General features: G+C 52.5%; 14 protein-coding genes. 6 read left to right on the forward strand and 8 right to left on the reverse strand.

Going from position 1 to position 16,025, the window contains the following annotated elements; all coding sequences use genetic code 11:
• Nucleotides 1–11 precede the first annotated feature (11 nt).
• From accB to CRP01_RS18800, 5 genes are all read right to left on the reverse strand, one after another.
• On the reverse strand, nt 12–542 hold the full coding sequence (accB, locus tag CRP01_RS18780) for an acetyl-CoA carboxylase biotin carboxyl carrier protein (protein ID WP_099151625.1): 531 nt from the start codon (nt 540–542) through the stop codon (nt 12–14).
• 3 nt (nt 543–545) lie between these two features.
• The gene (gene efp, locus CRP01_RS18785) at nt 546–1,124 is read right to left on the reverse strand and encodes an elongation factor P (RefSeq protein WP_099151626.1); all 579 of its coding nucleotides are present in this window, start codon (nt 1,122–1,124) and stop codon (nt 546–548) included.
• 93 nt (nt 1,125–1,217) lie between these two features.
• The gene (locus CRP01_RS18790) at nt 1,218–2,207 is read right to left on the reverse strand and encodes a beta-ketoacyl-ACP synthase III (RefSeq protein WP_099151627.1); all 990 of its coding nucleotides are present in this window, start codon (nt 2,205–2,207) and stop codon (nt 1,218–1,220) included.
• A 174-nt stretch (nt 2,208–2,381) separates the two neighbouring features.
• A complete protein-coding gene (locus CRP01_RS18795) occupies nt 2,382–3,188 on the reverse strand; it encodes a crotonase/enoyl-CoA hydratase family protein (protein ID WP_099151628.1) in 807 nt (268 codons plus the stop codon).
• A 295-nt stretch (nt 3,189–3,483) separates the two neighbouring features.
• On the reverse strand, nt 3,484–4,977 hold the full coding sequence (locus CRP01_RS18800) for a sodium:solute symporter (RefSeq protein ID WP_222845771.1): 1,494 nt from the start codon (nt 4,975–4,977) through the stop codon (nt 3,484–3,486).
• Between the two features lie 264 nt (nt 4,978–5,241).
• Between CRP01_RS18800 and CRP01_RS18805 the strand changes: the two genes are divergently transcribed.
• The gene (locus CRP01_RS18805; protein ID WP_099151629.1) at nt 5,242–7,302 is read left to right on the forward strand and encodes a hypothetical protein; all 2,061 of its coding nucleotides are present in this window, start codon (nt 5,242–5,244) and stop codon (nt 7,300–7,302) included.
• 39 nt (nt 7,303–7,341) lie between these two features.
• Here CRP01_RS18805 and CRP01_RS18810 read toward each other — a convergent pair whose 3' ends face one another.
• Nucleotides 7,342–7,698 carry a hypothetical protein gene (locus CRP01_RS18810; RefSeq protein WP_099151630.1) on the reverse strand — a complete coding sequence of 119 codons (357 nt, stop codon included), beginning with the start codon at nt 7,696–7,698 and terminating at the stop codon, nt 7,342–7,344.
• A 300-nt stretch (nt 7,699–7,998) separates the two neighbouring features.
• Between CRP01_RS18810 and CRP01_RS18815 the strand changes: the two genes are divergently transcribed.
• The 5 genes from CRP01_RS18815 to CRP01_RS18835 all read left to right on the forward strand — a co-directional run bounded on the left by CRP01_RS18815 (nt 7,999) and on the right by CRP01_RS18835 (nt 14,361).
• A complete protein-coding gene (locus CRP01_RS18815; RefSeq protein WP_099151631.1) occupies nt 7,999–8,778 on the forward strand; it encodes a PhzF family phenazine biosynthesis protein in 780 nt (259 codons plus the stop codon).
• A gap of 100 nt (nt 8,779–8,878) precedes the next feature.
• Entirely contained in the window at nt 8,879–10,390 is a 1,512-nt protein-coding gene (locus CRP01_RS18820; protein WP_099151632.1) for a hypothetical protein, read from the forward strand.
• A gap of 46 nt (nt 10,391–10,436) precedes the next feature.
• Complete coding sequence (gene cmk / locus CRP01_RS18825; protein ID WP_099151633.1) at nt 10,437–11,120, forward strand: (d)CMP kinase; 684 nt, start codon at nt 10,437–10,439, stop codon at nt 11,118–11,120.
• An 84-nt stretch (nt 11,121–11,204) separates the two neighbouring features.
• A complete protein-coding gene (locus CRP01_RS18830; protein ID WP_099151634.1) occupies nt 11,205–11,933 on the forward strand; it encodes a hypothetical protein in 729 nt (242 codons plus the stop codon).
• A 433-nt stretch (nt 11,934–12,366) separates the two neighbouring features.
• Nucleotides 12,367–14,361, forward strand: a complete 1,995-nt coding sequence (locus CRP01_RS18835; protein WP_099151635.1) for an OmpA family protein — start codon at nt 12,367–12,369, stop codon at nt 14,359–14,361.
• An 85-nt stretch (nt 14,362–14,446) separates the two neighbouring features.
• On the opposite strand, the gene tesB is transcribed toward CRP01_RS18835, so the two are convergent.
• Nucleotides 14,447–15,307 (reverse strand): acyl-CoA thioesterase II, encoded by an 861-nt coding sequence (gene tesB, locus CRP01_RS18840; protein ID WP_099151636.1) that lies wholly within the window; start codon nt 15,305–15,307, stop codon nt 14,447–14,449.
• Between the two features lie 292 nt (nt 15,308–15,599).
• Nucleotides 15,600–16,022 carry a Fe-S cluster assembly sulfur transfer protein SufU gene (gene sufU, locus CRP01_RS18845; RefSeq protein ID WP_099151637.1) on the reverse strand — a complete coding sequence of 141 codons (423 nt, stop codon included), beginning with the start codon at nt 16,020–16,022 and terminating at the stop codon, nt 15,600–15,602.
• Nucleotides 16,023–16,025: the final 3 nt, after the last annotated feature.

Here is a 16,025-nt window from a genome sequence, read left to right on the forward strand (position 1 = left end):
AGTTAAAAGAATTAGCCCTTGGGATCTACCAGGAACAGTACCTGGTCGTACTCAACGGGCTGGGCGTCTTCTACCATTACTTTCACGATGCGTCCGCTGATCTCCGATTCGATCTCGTTGAACAGTTTCATGGCTTCGATGATACACACTACGGATCCGGCTTCCACCACATCGCCTACTTTTACATAAGCAGCTTTGTCGGGAGAAGAAGAACGGTAGAAGGTACCCACCATCGGGGACTTGATCGGTAAGTAATTAGCGCTTTCGTCGCTTTCTTCCGACTCTGATTTAGCCGGTGCGGCCGATTCTGCTTTCGGAGCCGGTGCGGGAGCCGGTGCCGCTTGCGGTTGGGCAAAAGAAGGCGGAACCGTAGAGACGGGCAGGAGGGGAGCCGCAGTACTTACGATATTCCCTTTTCCTCTGCCTTTGTAATATTCTTTGGTCCGCACGACCAGTTCGAATTCATCCTCTTTCAGTTTGAATTCAGCCAATTCCAGCTTGCTGATCAGCTTTAATAGATCCTGTATTTCCTTAAAGGTCATGTTTTATTGTTTTACACGTTCCATGTAAGCTCCCGTTTTGGTATCCACTTTTACCTTATCACCAACATTGATGAAAAGTGGCACTCTCACCTCCGCTCCGGTTTCTACGGTTGCCGGTTTTAAAGTATTGGTTGCAGTATCTCCTTTAACACCGGGTTCGGCGTAGGTGACTTCCAAAATGATATACTGAGGCATTTCCAGCGTCAGCGCCGTTTCGTTCACCGCGTGGTAAAGAATATCAACCTCCGTTCCTTCTTTCAGCAATCCGGGGTTTTCGATCATGGCCTCCCGTAGGAAGGTCTGCTCATACGTCTCGGAGTTCATGAAATGATACTTCTTACCGTCTACATCTTCATCACTGTACAGAAACTGGAATTTGCGGCGTTCTACCCGCACATCGTCTACTTTGTGGCCGGCCGGAATGGTATGATCCAGTACACGTCCGGTGGTCAGACTTTTCAATTTGGTGCGAACAAATGCAGCTCCTTTTCCTGGTTTTACGTGCTGAAATTCCACAACGATAAAGGTATCATTGTTCATTTCGATGCACATGCCGTTGCGAATATCTGAAGTACTTGCCATTGCAGAAAACAATTTTTTGAATCTAATCTATGGTTGACAAACCTTTTTTGGCTTCATTTTTAGAAAAACCACGCAAAGATAAAAAAATTGCGATCAATAAGCCCATTTCAGATAGATCGCTCCCCAGGTAAAACCGCCGCCAAATGCGGTCAGTATTATATTATCTCCTTTATTGAATTCTTTTTCGTATTCCCACATGCAAAGCGGAAGGGTGCCGGCCGTCGTATTTCCGTAGCGCTGGATGTTGACGATCACCTTTTCCATGGGGAAATCGGCCATCTTGGCCACGGTCTCGATAATCCGCTTATTGGCCTGGTGCGGAATGAGCCATTTTACGTCATCCGTTGTCAGACCGTTGCGGGCCATCACGCGGGTCACCACGTCGCTCATGCCCGAAACGGCGGCCTTAAATACCGGGCGGCCGTTCTGAAATACAAAGTGCTCGCGGGCCGCAATGGTATCCACCGTGGCCGGATAACGCGAACCGCCGGCCTTGAGATGCAGGAATTCCGATCCGCTGCCGTCGCTTTTGTGCAGGGAGTCCAGCACGCCGTAACCCTCATCGTTGGGCTCCAGCAGCACCGCACCGCCGCCGTCACCGAAGATCACGCAGGTAGTACGGTCGGTATAATCGATGATGGAAGACATCTTGTCGGCGCCGATTACGATCACCTTTTTATACTGGCCGGAACTGATGAACATCGATCCGGTAGTCAGTGCGTACAAAAATCCCGAGCAAGCCGCATTGATATCGTAGCAAAAGGCATTTTTCATCCCGGTCGCGCTGGCGATGAGGTTGGCCGTGTCCGGGAAAGGCATATCGGCGGTTACGGTCGCGCAGATCACTAATTCGATCTCGGCCGGGTCGGTATTGGTTTTCTCCAGCAGTCCCTTTACGGATTCGATGCCCAGAACGGAAGTTCCCTGTCCTTCTCCTTTCAGAATACGGCGCTCCTTGATACCGGTGCGGGTGGTGATCCACTCGTCGTTGGTATCCACCATGGTTTCCAGTTCCTTATTGGTCAACACATAATCTGGCACATAGGCATGTACCCCGGTTATTGCTGCGTGAATATTTGACATGTTTTCGGTTGTTTCTGTTTTTGGAGGAGATTTGGGATTAGTATACCTTGGGGGTTAATAATCAGTAGGTTATACCTGTGAAGAGCCCGTATTTGAAGCTATACTTCACTTTTTGGCGCCGCCAAGGTAGGAATTTTTCGGGAATTGTAATGTCAATTTGCGGCCCCTAACTGCTCATTGGAATTTCGGAGGGCGCCGGCTCTGGGCCGCCAGGAATGCTTCCTCCAGGTCTTTGGACAGGAACATGGCGGCATTCCAGATGCTGATCTGCTGGAGCGAATCGGCTACCGAATGATCCCGGGCGTACAGCATGACTTCCTTGATCCCGCGGACGGATAGAGGCGATTTCTGGGCGATCGACCGGGCTATTTCCAGCACGCCGGCTTCCAGTGCTTCCCGGTCGCTGTAACACTGGTTGACCAGCCCGATCTGTGCTGCTTCCCGGCCGGACACGTTTCGACCCGTATAGGCCAGTTCGGCGGTCATTCCGGGACCGATGATGCGCGGTAGCCGCTGCAGACTGCCCAGGTCCGCTACCATACCCAGATCGATCTCCTTAATGGAAAAATAGGCGTCTTCCGAGCAGTAGCGCATATCACAGGCCGCGATGATGTCCAGGCCTCCGCCCACACAGGCACCGCTGACGGCCGCCAGCACCGGTTTGCGACAGGCTTCCAGCGCACTGACCATCGCCTGCAGGCGGAGGATGAATTGCCGTAGTTTTTCCCGCTTTCGTCCCTCACAATCGATAGTCTGAAATTGCTGGATGTTCATCAGGACCTCCAGGTCCATTCCGGCACAAAAGTGCTTGCCCTCGCCCGAGAGCACGATCACCCGTACCTCATCGTCCTGATCGAGCGCTTCGAAGACCGTCTGCAGTTCTTCCCAGGCTTCCCGGTGTAAGGCATTGGCTTTTTCCGGGCGGTTGATGTTCACCCGGGCGATATACTCGTCGATGGATACTTGGAAATGCTGGTACATGATGATCTGGTGTTAGGGTGCCGGGAGGCAGTAGTTTTGTCGATACGGTCCTGAAAATGATCGGCTCAAATGCCAGAGCCGGATTACAAAAATGGTTGCCAATAACGAACGATCGCAGTCACGGAACGGCCGAAGCTTTACCTGATCTGATCAATGTTATTGGACTAATTATTTAAGACATGGCGATCCGGACGAAAGCAGTCCGGGGAGTCAATATAAAAGAAGTTTTGCGAAAATTAAGGCATTCGGCCGGAAAGGAACAAAAGAAACCGCCGGGCCGGACTAAGGCCTTTCCTTAGTCTTCTTCCGTTTTGGGAACGTGGTACGAAATGGTAAGCAGGCCGACAAAAGTCAGCAGTCCATTGACCGCCAGGTTCAGGTAACCGAACTGGAAACCGTAGAAAATGGAAGCGGAAAACAGATCCAGCAAATAGGTGAGGATCGGCGCTGCGATACAGATGGGGATCACCCAGCGATTGTTGACTTTCAGGTCCGTCAGCATGCCGAAAGCGAACAGGCCGAGCAGTGGTCCGTAGGTATAACCGGCTACTTTGAGCAGTTGACTGATCACCGCGCGATCGTTGATCAGATTAAAGATCAGGATCACAATGAACAGTAAAACGGAAAAACCGATGTGTACCCGGAAACGGGTTTTCTTCTTCTCTTCCTCACTGACATCCGATTTTTCAAAGTCGAGAAAATCGACGCAAAAAGAAGTCGTAAGCGCCGTCAGGGCGGAGTCCGCGCTGGAATAGGCCGCTGCGATCAGCCCGATGATGAATACGATACCGACCATCGGTGAGAGGTGTTGCAGAGCGATCATCGGGTATAATTCGTCGGATTGAGCCGGAATAGAAAGGCCTACATTAGCGGCGTAGATATATAAGAGCGCGCCCAGACTGAGGAACAAAAAGTTCGCAAAGACCAGCACCGCGCTGAACGTAAACATATTCTTCTGGGCATCCCGGATCGTCGGGCAACTCAGGTTCTTTTGCATCATATCCTGGTCCAGGCCCGTCATGACAATCGTGATCAGGGCACCACCGATAAACTGCTTAAAGAAGTTATTCGGATCACTCCAACCGCCTTCGAAGAAAAAGATTTGGGAGTACTCGCTGTTCTGAACGTAATCGATCATACCGCCGATATCCGTTTCCAGCGCACTGCCGATGGAAAAGATGGTAATCACCACTGCTACCAACATACTCAGCGTTTGCAGGGTATCCGTCCAGATGATGGTGTTGATGCCACCGCGGAAAGTATAGACCCAGATGAGCAGGATTGTGGCGGCTACCGTTGCCCAGAAGGGGATTCCCATCGGCCCCAGCACGAAGTTCTGCAATACAATAGCCACCAGATATAAACGGAAGGAAGCACCCAGAATACGGGAAAGTAGGAAATAGGCCGCACCGGTCTTGTAGGCGCTGAGCCCGAGTCGCTCTTCCAGGTAAGTATAGATGGAAGTGAGCTGCATCCGGTAGTATAAAGGCATGAGTACCAGAGCGATCACTGCGTATCCGAGCAGATAACCAAAAACGACCTGCATGTAGGAGAAGGCCTGATTGGCACCGCCGGCTCCGACCGTACCCGGAACGGAGATAAAGGTCACTCCGGATAAAGAGGCTCCGATCATACCGAAGGCCACCACCAACCAATTGGATTTTCTGCCGGCGAGGAAAAACTGATCATTATCCGCATTCTTGCCGGTGAGATAGGATATACCTATCAACAGCAAAAAATAAGCGATGATTACGCCCAAAATTATGGTTGGTGTCAACTGCTGTATCATAAACTCCTTTGCGACCTTATTTTTAGCGCAGGGCAAATATAGAAAAATTTGGATTAGCGCTGATTCTTATCTAATCTTGCAATGAAATGATGTGGTGCAGTGGCCCAATTGTCGGTAAGCAATACGGTTCACTGAATTTGGTAGAAGCAACTGCAGCGTGAAAGAATTGCTCCAGGAGTAGCAGGCGGGAGATCTCCATGATCATTCCTTTTCTGCGGCCGATTGCCCTTCATTTCCGGCGCGAATCATCAACAAGCTCACCGTATGACTTTATCCGATAACCTGACTACCTGGCTCCAGCGACTGGACCGCTCCGAAACCGACGCTTCGATCCGGGCATTCGTTACCGGAGACCGGGCTTTTATCGCGGAACTGCTACCCGAGCTGGCTGTGCAGTTACCGGGTGTACGGGTGATGAAGCTGTTGCGGGAGCGGCTGGGGAGCGAGCTGCTTAGCGCCTGCCTGGGAAGTGATTACCAGCAGGCCAGCCCGTTGGAGGGCCTTACCGACACCAGTTGGATCCGATCGGCCAATCTGGTGGGCATCAATGTGCGTACGATCAGCCATTTCTGGAATGTGGTCAAATACAGCCTGACCCTGCCGGCCAGCCAGTCCGCCATTCATTTGCTGCCCATCTGGGAGCCCGGAGTGGTGGCCAGTTTGTACGGTATGTCCAGTCGGAATATCAACCCGGAATTTTTCAGTGAAGAACTGGCTACACTCTGTCCCCACCTCAGCACGGTGGAAGTACAACTCCGGGCCGTGATCAATCTGCTCCACGCACTGGGCCGCACGGTGGGTATGGATGTGATCCCCCATACGGACCGTTACGCGGAGATCGTGCTTGCGAATCCCCAGCACTTCGAGTGGTTACAACGCTTTGAACTCGAGATCGTCGATCATGCCGCAGACCTGCACCTGCAGGTACAGGACGCCACCCTGGAATTCCTGGCGGAGCACGGACCGGCATCGGCCGGACTGGAATGGCCCGCCGAACGGGATGATTTTTATGCGGATACTTTCGGCGAGACCCGGCGAAATCTGGTATTGTTTGGTGAACCGTCGGATCAGGACGGCCGGAACCGCCGGCGCGGCGAATTGGTAAACTGGCTTTTTAATAGAGGTTACGAACCCGTACCGGCTACTATGGGGCCGCCCTACCGGGGCCTGGAAGTGGACCCCCGGCCCGAAGCGCGATCGGTAGATCACCTGGGACGGATCTGGTGTGAATACCGGATCCACAAACCTCAGGTCATGTCGCGGGTATTCGGGCCACTGACCCGCTATAAATTTTACGAGCGTCTGGATGATAATGCCGACTGGCAGATCGACTTTTCCCAACCCCGGACGGCGACCTGGTCGTATTTCCAGGAATTTTACGCCCGGGTGCAGCGCGAATACCAGTTTGATTTTATGCGGGGCGATATGTCCCACGTCCAAATGCGGCCGAAAGGGGTGCCGACCAAAAAAGAAGATTATTACGATCCGCACCAGATGGTGGGTAAATACATCCGGCAGACGGTACCCTATTTCGCCTATTTTGCCGAAACCTTTCTGGTGGCTCCGGATATTATGGCCTACGGGGACGAACTGGATCACCTGGAAATGTCCGACGCAGACGCCACTTTGGGTGATCTGCAAAGTGTGCCGGTAGGCGACTGGGAATTCATGCGGCATTTCCGCTGGTATCTGGACCTGCTGGCGACCCGGCGCTTTGCTCCGAGTTTTACCATCATGACCGGGGATAAGGACGACCCCCGCTTCGATAAATTTTACCTCGACGGCAACGAGGCGCGCCTGTTCATTGCGCTGTTCCTGCCCGATATGCCCAGCTACATGGCGCTGGGTTTCGAGCAAAGGGACCCGCATCCCGAGCCGGTGGCCAACGAATACTATACGAAGTTATATGTCTTCCTGATCGATCAGGGGTCGAAAGCCGTGACCGGCCCTTACCAATGGGGGGATAATCTGGATCTCTTTGCCCGGCTGCACCGCATCCGCCTGCAGGCGGACCAGCTTTGGCCCGAAACGGAGGGGCGCTCGGTGCGTTGGCTGATCTATCCCAATCCGGCCGGCACCCACTTTGTGATCGCCTGGGAGATTGTGGATACCCCTTATCTCTGTGTGGTCAATCTGGATACCCAAAAGGTCCGGAAAAACGTCAAAATCCCGTTGGTGGCCGAGTCCCCGAACTACCGCCTGATCTTTTCCACCCACAAAATGGTAGCCCGCCGCCACCGTAAATTACCCTGGAACGGCCTGCATCTGCAGATCACGCAACTGAAAGCCGGGGAGGGACGGATCTACCGGCGGGATGAGGATTGATCGCTATTCCCGCCCGTAAATCCGCAGGCTAAAGCGTACCTATTGCGGCTGCCCGTTCTCAATCCAGCAGGAAATGAGCTGGATGTTGGCGTCACTCAGTTTGGAGCGTCCCTGGGGCATAGCGTCATATCCGGAAATTTGCTGGATGCTGCCCAGAAACCGGTCCCGGTTACTTTCGCTGACCACCAGAGAATAGGTGCTCAGGTCGATCCCGTTTTGCCGGGCAGTTGCATTGTGGCAGCCCGAGGTGGCGCAGTTAGCATCAATAATGGATTTGATATTTTCGGTGTAAGTGGGCGTCAGTCCGCTGCAATCAAAGGTCTGGATCTCTTCTTTTCCGCAGGAACCTAAAAATAGGCTCAGTAGAACTGCGAAAGCAATGTTTGTTCTGTTCATGGTTATTTATGCTTGAGGGTAATGGAAGGGGAGCAGTCCCCGGAAATATCTACGATGATGGCCGTACCTTTGGATCTTGCCCGCCTGGTATGCTTAGCAGTCACCGGAGCCGAAGGATTGCAACCGTTGAACCCGCCCTTCCTTTAGAAGATTAAGCCCGATGCCGGAAATTTGTACTGAAAAAATTCGCAAAAAATGAACGGATATTTCCAAATTTGGTTTTTAGGATTTTACCCGCTTCGGGAAGCTCCATTTTTTTTAACCGGGAAGTCCCCGACTTGACCGCAACGCACTACTGACATGTACAAATTATACCAGGTTGATGCTTTTACTAATGAATTGTTCGGTGGTAATCCGGCCGCTATCGTTCCTTTGGAAAGCTGGTTGTCCGATGATGTCCTGCAGGCCATCGCCCTCGAGAACAATCTGTCCGAAACGGCTTTCTTCGTGCCCGAAGGCAGTGGGTTCCAATTGCGCTGGTTCACGCCGGGGATGGAGGTGGATCTCTGCGGACACGCTACGCTGGCTACCGCCCACGTGCTGTTTGAACATCTGGACTATGCCGGGCAGCAGATCACTTTTCAATCCCGCAGCGGGGCCTTGTACGTTACGCGGGCGGAACAGGGCTACCGGATGGACTTTCCCGCTGATCTTGCCGAAGTGGTGAACCCACCGGAAGCGCTGGTAAAAGCATTAGGGGAGCTTCCCCTGGAAGTACTTAAAGGCAAGGAAGATTATATGGCGGTGTTCCCGGACGAAGCTACCATCAGGGACCTGCAGCCCGATTTTCGGAAAATGATGGAACTGGGCGGACGCGGCGTGATCGCCACGGCTCCCGGTAACTACGTAGATTTTGTTTCCCGTTGCTTTTTTCCAAATGCCGGAATTGACGAGGATCCGGTGACCGGATCGGCCCATACGGTGATGACGCCTTATTGGGCGGAAAAACTCGGCAAGAACACGCTGGAGGCCCGCCAGATCTCCGCCCGGGGCGGCGAATTACTCTGTACCCTGGAAGGTGACCGGGTATTTCTCGAAGGAGAGGCCGTTTCTTTTCTCGAAGGAACCTTTAAAATTTGACAAATTTTTCAAAATTGTGACATAATAAAATTGGAATAGATTAAAAAAAAGTCCATCTTACCCGGGCAATTCTTTACCCCGTGATAATAGCGTCTATTCCATGAAACATTTACTTGAGATCGTCAAGATCGTCACCAAAAAGAAGGTAAAAAAGATTGAGATCTTTGATGATCAGACCCTTCGCCATAAGCACAGCAAATTCGTACAATTTTACGACGCCATTACGGCCGGAAAATTCCGCAACGACCGTGATGCTTCCAATCTGTTATACGGTGGAGCGCCCAAAGATCCGCGCTACCGGCAGCTTAAATCCCGCTTTCGGCGCCGTTTGCTGAACACCCTGTTTTTCCTGGATGTCAACAAACCCAACAACGCCGATTTTGAACGGGCCTATACCAACGCCCACAAGGAGTGGGCCATCGTCAAGATCCTGCAGGCCAACAAGGCCGACGATACGGCGGCCCACATGACCCGGAGCATTCTGACCACCGCTAAAAAATTCCAATTTACTGATCTGATCATCAACTGCAGCCGCATCCTCAGAGGATACGCGGCCCGGGACGGTGATGAGAAGGCTTTCGAAGAATACGACGGTTACATCCGGGAATTCTCGGGTACGCTCGACGCCGAGATCCGCTCCGAAGAACTGTACCAAAAGGTGATCCTGCATTATTCCGCACCCATCACCACGGATAATGACCTGCCGGAAAAGATCAACGATTACAGTAATTCGCTGGCGAGCCTGTCGGAGCGTTTTGAATCGCCCATCATCTTCTACAATCTGTATCTGGTCTGGATCATGCGCTTTGAACTGGCCAGATCCTTCGATACGGTGCTCGAGATCTGCGACCGGGCGGAACGCCAGATCGAGGACCGGCCGGCTTATTACCTCGAGGAGAAGCTGGTATTGTTCTACACCAAAAAGATGTCGGCCTACCTCCACCAGCGGGATTTCCGGATGGGTAAAACCAATGCCGAACAGTATCTCAAAAAATTTCCGGAAGGCAGTGATCCCTGGTTCACTTTTATGGAGTACTACCTGCTGCTCGCGATCCACTCCGATAATTATATCCAGGCGCTGGCTATTTTCAACCGGGCGCTGAGTAATAATGCCTTTAAGAAACTGGACGGCGAAGAACGGGAAAAGTGGTTCATCTACGAGGCCTACATCAATTACATTGTGGACCGGCGAAATTTCTCCCAGACCAAATTGCCCAAACCCAAGCGGCGTAACTTCCAGCTCGACCAGTTCCTGGAAGGCAATCACGAGTATTCGAAAAGCCAGCGAAACTTTGAGGTATTGTGCACCATATTGCAAATGTTATTCTGGCTGGAGCGCAAAAACAACCTCAAAGCCGAAGAAAGAATTGATAAACTTCGGGCCTTAGCTTCCCGAAAACTCGATAAGGAAGTATATTACCGCCCGATCCAGTTCATTAAACTATTACATACCCTGCGAAAATCGGATTTCCAGATCGTGGACCAGCAACGGATCGATAAGTACTATAACCCGCTGGTGCAGCACCCCTTCTTTTACCGGGGGGCCATCGCCGAACTGGAAGTGATCCCCTACGAAAAATTGTGGGAGATGGTGCTGGAATATTTTGAATAGGCACCGGAACGGGGCCGGTGCAACCAATACGACTTAAGTAAAGCCAGTGAAGAAAATTAATATTGCGATTGACGGATATTCCTCCTGTGGGAAAAGTACGTTAGCCAAGGCTATGGCCGAAAAACTCCATTATATCTACGTGGATTCGGGGGCGATGTACCGGGCGGTGACGCTCTATTTTCTGGAAAATAAGGTGGATCTCGAAGACGATGCGGCCGTGGCCGATGCACTCGACCGGATTGACATTCGTTTCGAACGGGGACCGGAGGGGATCGAGACCTACCTCAACGGGCGATCCGTAGAATCCGAGATCCGGGAAATGCGGGTATCGAGTATGGTAAGTCCGGTAGCGGCCATTTCCAAGGTACGCCGGGCTATGGTGCGTCAACAACAGAAAATGGGCGAGCAGCGCGGGGTCGTAATGGACGGACGCGATATCGGAACGGTCGTTTTCCCGGATGCGGAACTGAAGATCTTTCTGACGGCCGATCCCGCCGAACGCGCCCGCCGGCGCTACGAAGAACTGAAAGCCAAAGGATCCTCCGCCAGTATGGAGGAGATTAAAAGCAATTTGCTGGAGCGCGATCACATCGACTCCAACCGTGAGGACAGCCCCCTGCGACAAGCCGTCGATGCCGTGGTGATCGATAATACGCACCTGACGCAGGAAGGGCAGTTGAAGCTGGCCCTGGAGCTGGCCGAAAGCCGGATCGAAGCCGGATCGGAATAATAACTGATCCGGAAAAAGACCGCCGGAATGCGTTGCTCTCCGTTTATGTTTTTACCTTGGCCAAAAGTATTACCACCTCCCGCTATGCTAAATAATGGATCTCGCGCCTGGTTTTTTCTTGTGATCGTCCTCTCCGTATTCGGTACGGCCTGTCATTCCGACCAGGCCGTCGACATCGTGGCCGATCGTTTTCAGATCGGTTATCAGGATGCTTTTATGGCCGGGGCCGGCCCTTTATCGGTCTTTTCTTCCTTACCCGCCCGACTGGATAGTATCGGCAAACTCCGGGATCTGCTGGTCGCCGTGGATACTCATTACCTAAGTCGTCAGGGCAAGGACCGGAAACAGGAACTGGAAGTGACCCTGAGCAACGAATGGGCCCGCTGGGCACCCTACCGGGCCGATCCTTCCCTCTACAACATCGGCGGTCTGCTGAAAAAGTCACTGACCCAATCGGTAAATGATCTGCCGGAAGAACGGCTGCAGGAACTTGCCGGCATCATGGAGCAGGCGGATGCCTACTACGCTGCCGCGCGCCGCAACCTGGTCGTTGCCGATGTGAGCCTGTACCGTCTCGCTTCCCAGAAACAATATCTGGGGCTGGAATTTCTCCGCGAAGAGTTGCAGGATTCGCTCCGGACCTTTGACCTGTCGCCGGAAACCCGGCAACAGTTCCGGCAGCAAATTCGCCGGACGGAGCTGTCCCTCAAAGATTATATGGGCTTTTGCGAAAGCGTTTATCTGAATTTTCGGGACAGTACCCATTACCAACCGGAAGCTCAGCGGAAAACTATTGCCTCCGACCTGCAATAATGGTCGGTCCCGGCAACAACAAAATTCATTAGATGACTGTTTTTAGGGTATGGATCTGTCCCGGTTTGTTCACTATCCGGAGAAAGCTCTGCTGATCATGGCCGGCCGCATCGGATAAAAGATCGGTCCGGAATTTGCGTCAGATAGCTGACGCGGTTTTGATCCGAAGCTTGTCCGGTAAGGGAAAAGATGTATTTTTAAAAAGTTTCCAGAAACTGTTTAAAAATGGTGCTGCTGTTGAGAAGCCCGAATTTTTCGACTGATTGAGGCGTAAAAAAGTGAGCATAGTCCAGCTACGTGATCTTTTTTGCAACGATAAGCAGGCGGAAAATGCGCGCTTCGCAGACCAGTATTTATTTTTAAAAAGTTTCTCAGCTGGGGAAGGAACTGAAAACAGCCCGGCTACACGCCTACTATCATAAACGTCACATCTATGTATCGAAAACTTAGTTTCTTTCTGCTATTCGTTGCGGTAACCGTGGCCGCCTGTACGTATACCCAACGTATCCGGGACGGACGTACGGCCTTTGACCGCAAGCAATACGCGGTGGCTACCAAAATGCTGGAGAAGGAGTATAAAAAAGCCAAATCGCGGGTAGAAAAAGGAAAAATAGCCTTCCTTCTGGGAGAGTCCTACAAGGAGATCAATAAGAGCGATCAGTCCATTTCCTGGTACGAGATTGCATATAACAATCAATACGGGGTAGACGCCCTGAAAGAATATGCCTACGCTCTGAAGCGGGCCCAGCAGTACGACGAAGCGATGCAGGCCTTTAAGGAACTGGGGATCGAGATCGGCAGTCCGTACGAATACCGCCGGGAGATCCTGGCCAGCGACCGGGCCAAAAACTGGTCGAAAGACGAACGACTCCAGAAGGAATACAATGTGGAAGTGCAGAGCTTCAATACGGGGTTTGCGGACTACGCTCCGGTGCTCTACAAAGGCCGGACCCTGGTGATCACCTCGGACCGCAAAGCGAGTGTCGGGGATGATACCTACAACTGGACGGGCAACGATTTTTCCGATCTTTTCCTGGTGGACCTGGAAACGAATAATGTGACCGCTTTTGCGGAACCGGTCAACAGTGAGAACAACGAGGGCACGGTAAGTTTTGCGCCTGACTTTTCGGAGGTATACTTCACCCGTTGCTTCGGTCCCAAACGGGAAGATGCCTACTGCAAACTGATGGTAGCGGAAAATACCGGCGGAGAAAGCTGGTCGATCCCGCGGGTGCTGGATTTCGTGGAAGACGGAGTCAATTACGGGCACCCGAGCATTTCGTCGGATGGCCGGACGCTGTATTTCTCCAGCAACCATCCCGACGGATGGGGCGGATATGATATCTGGATGTCCGAACGCCAGGAAGACGGCAGTTGGGGTACGCCCGACCTGCTGAGCCGGAGTATCAACACCATCGGTAATGAGAAATTCCCCCAGATTGATAACGATACCCTCTACTTTTCCTCGGATTTCCTTCCGGGGATGGGCGGACTGGACATTTTCCGGACCTATCGCTTCCCTAACGGCAGCTGGGCGCCGGCCAAGAACCTGAAAGTACCGGTGAATTCCGGTGCCGATGATTTCGGTTATACCATTGACCGCAGTGCGCCCAGGCGCTCCGGGGTGATCCAGCAGGGCTATTTCACCTCTACCCGCGATAACGGGATCGGCAACGACGATATTTATCGTTTCGAGAAATTGCCGCCACCACCGGCACCGCCGCAACCCGAACCGGAAGAGATCGTCTACAAGATGATCCTCGACGGCTACGTTCTGGAAAAGATCTACGAGCAGCCGGGTAATCCCAACAGCCGGGTACTGGCGCGCAAGCCGCTACCGGGTTCCACCGTGGAGATCGATATGGGTAAAGGGAAAAAGACCGTGGAGATCGGTGAAGACGGCCTGTTCACTTTGGAGCTGGACGAAAACACCGATTACACTTTTCTGGCATCCAAGGAGGGCTACCTGAGTAACGATGCCGAGTTCAGCACCAAAGGGATCGGACGGGATCCGGAAACGCCGGAGATGCGGTTTGAGATCGAGATCGTGCTGGACAAGATCTTCATCGATCAGGAGATCGTGCTGGAAAATATCTACTATGACTTTGATCGTTGGGAGATCCGGGCAGACGCGGAGCCTACGCTGAACGAACTGGCCTCCAATCTGAAGCTGAACCCGCAGATCGCCATTCAGTTATCTTCCCATACCGACTGCCGGGGTAATGATCGATATAACGAAGACCTGTCCCAGAAGCGGGCCCAATCGGCCGTCGACTACCTGATCGCTCAGGGTATCGATGCCTCGCGGCTTTCGGCCAAGGGATACGGAGAGAACCAACTGGCGGTGGATTGTATCTGCTCGCGGTGTACCGAAGAAGAACACCAGGCCAACCGGCGGACTACCTTTAAGATCCTGAATAGTCAGTAGCTATCGGCTGCGACAAGTTAAATATCTACAGCCCGGCGTTTCCATCCTCGAAACGCCGGGCTGTAGTCATTCTAATACCAGTCTGTTAATACTTCGGGCGGATCAACCCTTCCTGTACCACCGAAGCGACCAGTTTACCATCTCTGGAAAAAATATTTCCCCGCGTGAAGCCACGGGCGTTCGATGCGCTGGGACTGTCGATCACGTAGAGCAACCATTCATCCATCCGGAAATCGCGGTGAAACCACATCGCGTGGTCCAGGCTGGCCATTTGCACACTGCTGTAATTGATCTGCCGGCCGTGCGGCTGCAGCGAAGTAGTGAGCAGGTTGTAATCGGAGGCGTAGGCGAGTACGAGTTGGTGCCAGATCTTTTTGTCGGGTTCCACCTTTCCCCGGCTGCGCATCCAAACGTGTTTGTAGGGCTCGTGGGAAATGGGTTCGGTGGGGTGGTAGCGTTCCACCGGTTTGAACTCCAGCGGCCGCTCGAATTCCAGCAGCTTTTTGAAATTGGGCGGCAGCTGATCGCCGTATTCCTGCGCGAGCCCTTCCCAGTTGGCCAGACTTTCCGGCTCGGGTACCTTCGGCATTTCGATCTGATGATCAAACCCCTGCTGTTCGAGTTGAAAGGAAGCGGAAAGATTAAAAATGGCGTGCCCGTTCTGAATGGCCTTCACACTGCGGGTGGTAAAACTACCGCCGTCGCGAATGCGGTCTACTTCAAAAATGATGGGAAAATTGACATCTCCCGGCAGTACAAAATAAGCGTGCAGGGAATGGACAAAGCGGTCTTCCGGAACCGTCTCGATGGCCGCGCTGAGGGCCTGGGCCAGTACCTGCCCCCCAAATACGCGGGGAGAACCGATACTTTTGCTGACCCCGCGGAACAGGTTGACCTCGATCTGCTCGAGATTGAGCAGGTGAATGAGTTCTGTGACTTTCTTCATGTATACTTTCAAGGGTAAACGATCAGTTGCCGGAATGGTAATGCGACGGAAATATCCGGCATTTTAATTCGGTCTGAGCGTTTAGTCTGTTAAAAGGGTAGTGGTGCAAAAGGACGAGGTGACAGGAGGGTAGGAGAGGGGGTGAAGTGTTTTGCTTGCACGCTTTCTCCGGGGCTCCTTATATTTTCCTCAAAACATCCGGTAGTACACTGCCGGGCCATCTCGTAGCGCAACGGCTTTATTCGAAATGCATGCCCTGCCGGCGGATAACAACAACTACTCCAACGGTTGATTAAAGTTCTTTGGCTATGGTTTCCCAGGCTAATTGAGCGCAACTCAGGCGACCGGGAAAATCCCGCACCGCTGCGAAAGACTCCCAGGAATTGGGGGCATTGACCTTTGCCCCTTCCCCTTCGGACAGCCAGTTCAGAAAATCCCGGCACTTGGCCTTTGCTTCTTCAATGGTGCAACCTTCCAGTTCCCGCGTGAGTACCGAAGTGGAAGCTTTGGAAACCGCACAGCCGTAGCCGTGAAAGTAAGCAGTTTTTATGGAATCCTCGTCCGTGTAAAGAAACAGTTTGAACTGATCCCCGCAAATGGGATTATAGGCTTCGAGAGTAAGATCAGCGTCCGGCATCTTCCCGTAGTGATACGGCTGACGATTTTCCTGAAGAATGGAATCATCGTACAGTTTGTTGAGTTCTTCCTGGTCCATAAC

The sequence above is a fragment of the Flavilitoribacter nigricans DSM 23189 = NBRC 102662 genome (genome assembly GCF_002646595.1).
Taxonomy (GTDB): Bacteria; Bacteroidota; Bacteroidia; order Chitinophagales; family Saprospiraceae; genus Flavilitoribacter; species Flavilitoribacter nigricans.

Bases quoted from the DNA above. Each gene is read 5' to 3' on its own strand.
- CRP01_RS18790 (WP_099151627.1), bottom strand. From the start codon at position 2,207: ATGTCAAATATTCACGCAGCAATAACCGGGGTACATGCCTATGTGCCA.
- CRP01_RS18795 (WP_099151628.1), bottom strand. From the start codon at position 3,188: ATGTACCAGCATTTCCAAGTATCCATCGACGAGTATATCGCCCGGGTG.
- CRP01_RS18805 (WP_099151629.1), top strand. From the start codon at position 5,242: ATGACTTTATCCGATAACCTGACTACCTGGCTCCAGCGACTGGACCGC.
- CRP01_RS18830 (WP_099151634.1), top strand. From the start codon at position 11,205: ATGCTAAATAATGGATCTCGCGCCTGGTTTTTTCTTGTGATCGTCCTC.
- CRP01_RS18815 (WP_099151631.1), top strand. From the start codon at position 7,999: ATGTACAAATTATACCAGGTTGATGCTTTTACTAATGAATTGTTCGGT.
- CRP01_RS18835 (WP_099151635.1), top strand. From the start codon at position 12,367: ATGTATCGAAAACTTAGTTTCTTTCTGCTATTCGTTGCGGTAACCGTG.
- CRP01_RS18820 (WP_099151632.1), top strand. From the start codon at position 8,879: ATGAAACATTTACTTGAGATCGTCAAGATCGTCACCAAAAAGAAGGTA.
- CRP01_RS18810 (WP_099151630.1), bottom strand. From the start codon at position 7,698: ATGAACAGAACAAACATTGCTTTCGCAGTTCTACTGAGCCTATTTTTA.
- accB (WP_099151625.1), bottom strand. From the start codon at position 542: ATGACCTTTAAGGAAATACAGGATCTATTAAAGCTGATCAGCAAGCTG.
- sufU (WP_099151637.1), bottom strand. From the start codon at position 16,022: ATGGACCAGGAAGAACTCAACAAACTGTACGATGATTCCATTCTTCAG.
- tesB (WP_099151636.1), bottom strand. From the start codon at position 15,307: ATGAAGAAAGTCACAGAACTCATTCACCTGCTCAATCTCGAGCAGATC.
- CRP01_RS18800 (WP_222845771.1), bottom strand. From the start codon at position 4,977: ATGATACAGCAGTTGACACCAACCATAATTTTGGGCGTAATCATCGCT.
- efp (WP_099151626.1), bottom strand. From the start codon at position 1,124: ATGGCAAGTACTTCAGATATTCGCAACGGCATGTGCATCGAAATGAAC.